Source organism: Kitasatospora sp. NPDC057500, assembly GCF_042802195.1.
Lineage (GTDB): Bacteria > Actinomycetota > Actinomycetes > Streptomycetales > Streptomycetaceae > Kitasatospora.
This window is the reverse complement of record NZ_JBHVER010000398.1, coordinates 1-2,773: the sequence shown is the minus strand read 5'-3', so window position 1 is coordinate 2,773 and position 2,773 is coordinate 1. Positions and strand designations below refer to the sequence as shown.

Below are 2,773 nucleotides of genomic sequence, written 5' to 3'. Positions count from 1 at the left end.
GGGGGGGGGGGCGCGGGGGGGGGGGGGGCCCGCCCCCGCCCCGGCGGGGTCAGGCGGCGGCTGCGGGCAGGCCGAGGAGTTCGGCGGAGCCGCTGCGGTTGTGACGTTCCTGCCACACTTCGAGCGCGCTGCGGCAGGCGTGGTCGAGGTGGCGCACCCCGGTGAGTTCGAGGCTCACTGGGCGGTCGGCGGGCAGGCCCTCCAGGGATTCCAGGGTCTCCAGCAGACGCGGCAGCCGCAGGAAGGTGGCGTTGCCGTGGAGCGTCACCCGGACGGCGCCGTCGGGGAGTTCGGTGACCGCGACCTGGAGGTGGGAGGTGTCCCAGGCGCTCTTGAGCACCGCGAGCAGCAGGCCGAGCAGCACCCCTTCGAGGAGGTTGGTCACCACGATGGCGATCGCCGTGACGGCCAGGATCGACGCCTCGCCGCGGTCCGCCCGCCAGAGCGGGCGCAGGGTGCGGAGCGGGACCAGCTTGGCCCCGGCGTGGACCAGCACGCCGGCCAGGGCGGCGAGCGGGATGGCCGAGAGGGCCGAGGGGAGCAGCGCCGCGAAGAGCAGCAGCCACAGGCCGTGCAGGACCCGGGAGGCCTTGGTACGCGCACCGGCCTGGACGTTGGCGGCGCTGCGGACGATGACGGCCGTCATCGGCAGGGCGCCGAGCACGCCGCAGACAGTGTTGCCGACGCCCTGGGCGAGCAGTTCCCGGTCGTAGTCGGTGCGCGGGCCGTCGTGCAGGCGGTCGACGGCGGCGGCGCTGAACAGGCTCTCGGCCGAGGCGATCAGCGCGAAGGCGACGGCCGTGCCGAGGACGCCGACGCTGCCGAGTGCGGCGAGGTCGGAGGCGCCGGGCAGGTCGATGACCCCGGCGAGTCCGGCCACCTCGACCCTGGCGACGGGCAGGTCGAACAGGGCGGTGACGGCCGTCGCGGCGGCGACGGCGGCGAGCGGCGCGGGGACCACCCTGACCCGGGCGGGCAGCCTCGGCCAGAGCAGCAGGACGGCGATCGTCCCGGCGCCGATGGCGGCGGCGGCGAGCGCGTCCGGGTTCCCGGCGACGTCGCCGATCAGGCCCGGGATTCCGGCGATCTTGGCGGGACCGTCGGACGGTCCCTTGGCGTCGGCGAGCGAGTAGAGCTGACCGGCGATCAGCACCAGGCCGATCCCGGCGAGCATGCCCTGGACGACCGAGACGGAGATCGCCCGGAACAGCCGGCCGAGGCGGGCGGCGCCCATGGCGAGTTGGATCAGGCCGGCGACGGCGGTGATGACGCCGAGCGTGGCGAGGCCGTGTTCCTGGACGGCGGCGAAGACCAGCACGGTCAGGCCGGCGGCGGGGCCGGACACCTGGAGGCTGCTGCCGGGCATCAGGCCGGTCACCAGGCCGCCGACGATTCCGGTGACCAGGCCGAGTTCGGCCGGGACGCCGGAGGCGACGGCGACGCCCACGCAGAGCGGGAGGGCGACCAGGAAGACGACGAGGGAGGCGGGAAGGTCGGAGCGCAGAGTGCTCAGCCGAAGGGCGGGACGACGAGTCATCGGGTCCTCGGGAGAGTGTGGTCGGTGCGGTGGACGACGGTGCGGAATGCGGTGGTGCCGAGTGCGGTGGTGCGGTGAACGCCCGTGGGGCGGTTCGGCCGAGGACGGTGCCCCGGGGTCACAGCGGGAGGAAGAGGCCGGTGTCGGCCCGGTGGGAGAGGACCAGCCCGGTGTGGATCTCGTAGAACCAGCCGTGCAGCCGGATCCGGCCCTCGCTCAGCCGGCGGGCGACGGCCGGGTAGCCGCGCAGCCGGTCGAGCTGGGTGAGTACGTGGCGCTGCACGGGGCCGGCCACCGTCGGGTCGAAGACGTCGGTCTCGTCCGCGCGGAGCGCTGCCCGGTCCGCGTGGCGCAGCCAGTCGCGGACGGCGGGGACCACGCTGAGGTCCTCGCCGCGGACGACGGCGCCGACGGCGCCGCAGTGCGAGTGCCCGCAGACCACCAGGTCGCGGACGCCGAGCACCTCGACGGCGTACTCGATGGTGGCGGTCTCGCCCGAGGCGCCGTCGGCGCGGTAGGCGGGCACGATGTTGCCGGCGGTGCGCAGTTCGAAGAGGTCGCCGGGGTCGGCGCCGGTGATCAGCGTGGGCACCACCCGGGAGTCGGAGCAGGTGATGAACAGGGCCTGCGGGGCCTGTCCGGCGGCGAGTCCGGTGAGTTCCCGGCCGGTGTCGCCCGCGCGCTGCGGGAACGCCCGGGCTCGGTCGATGAGCGGTTCCATGAGGGTGGATGCCTCCTTCGGTGACCCTCGCGGCTCCGGCCGGGAGGGGCGGTGGACGGGCAGGCACGTCGGAACCAGGTGTCGCTGGACCGCTGGACGGGTGGGTGCGGCGGCGGTGGGCGCGTGGCACCACTGCGGGGCCGCGCCGGTGACCCTCGGTGTCCCCCCGATGACCTGATGACGCGTCAAGACGAAGTAAAACACGGGTATGGGGTCGGCAAAAGCTCGTCCGGTACGCAAGATGTGCCGATCTGGTTAACATCCTGTTTCCTTTAGCGGTGCCTCCCCTTCCGCCTTGACATTCACACGCCACGGGGAACCTCGCGGGGCTCCGGGACGTTGATGCACCACCGGTGCCGAGCGCCCCTCATGAGGCTTCCGCGCCCCCACGCGCAACCGCCCGGTCTCGGGGCGGTGGGGGTGCGGCGCGGGCCCCGGGCCCCGCGTTGTAACACCCGCAGCCATTCAGGGTGGTGTGGGGGGGGGGCCGGGGGGGGCGGGTGGAGGCCGCGGGG

Annotated in this window: 2 protein-coding genes; both read right to left on the bottom strand. The window is 74.5% G+C overall.

Translation table 11 applies throughout. The features are described from left to right. Window positions 1-49: 49 nt before the first annotated feature. Complete coding sequence (locus ACFU74_RS36870) at window positions 50-1,537, bottom strand: SulP family inorganic anion transporter (protein ID WP_380764506.1); 1,488 nt, start codon at window positions 1,535-1,537, stop codon at window positions 50-52. A gap of 118 nt (window positions 1,538-1,655) precedes the next feature. Continuing rightward, window positions 1,656-2,258 (bottom strand): carbonic anhydrase, encoded by a 603-nt coding sequence (locus ACFU74_RS36865; protein ID WP_380764505.1) that lies wholly within the window; start codon window positions 2,256-2,258, stop codon window positions 1,656-1,658. Window positions 2,259-2,773: the final 515 nt, after the last annotated feature.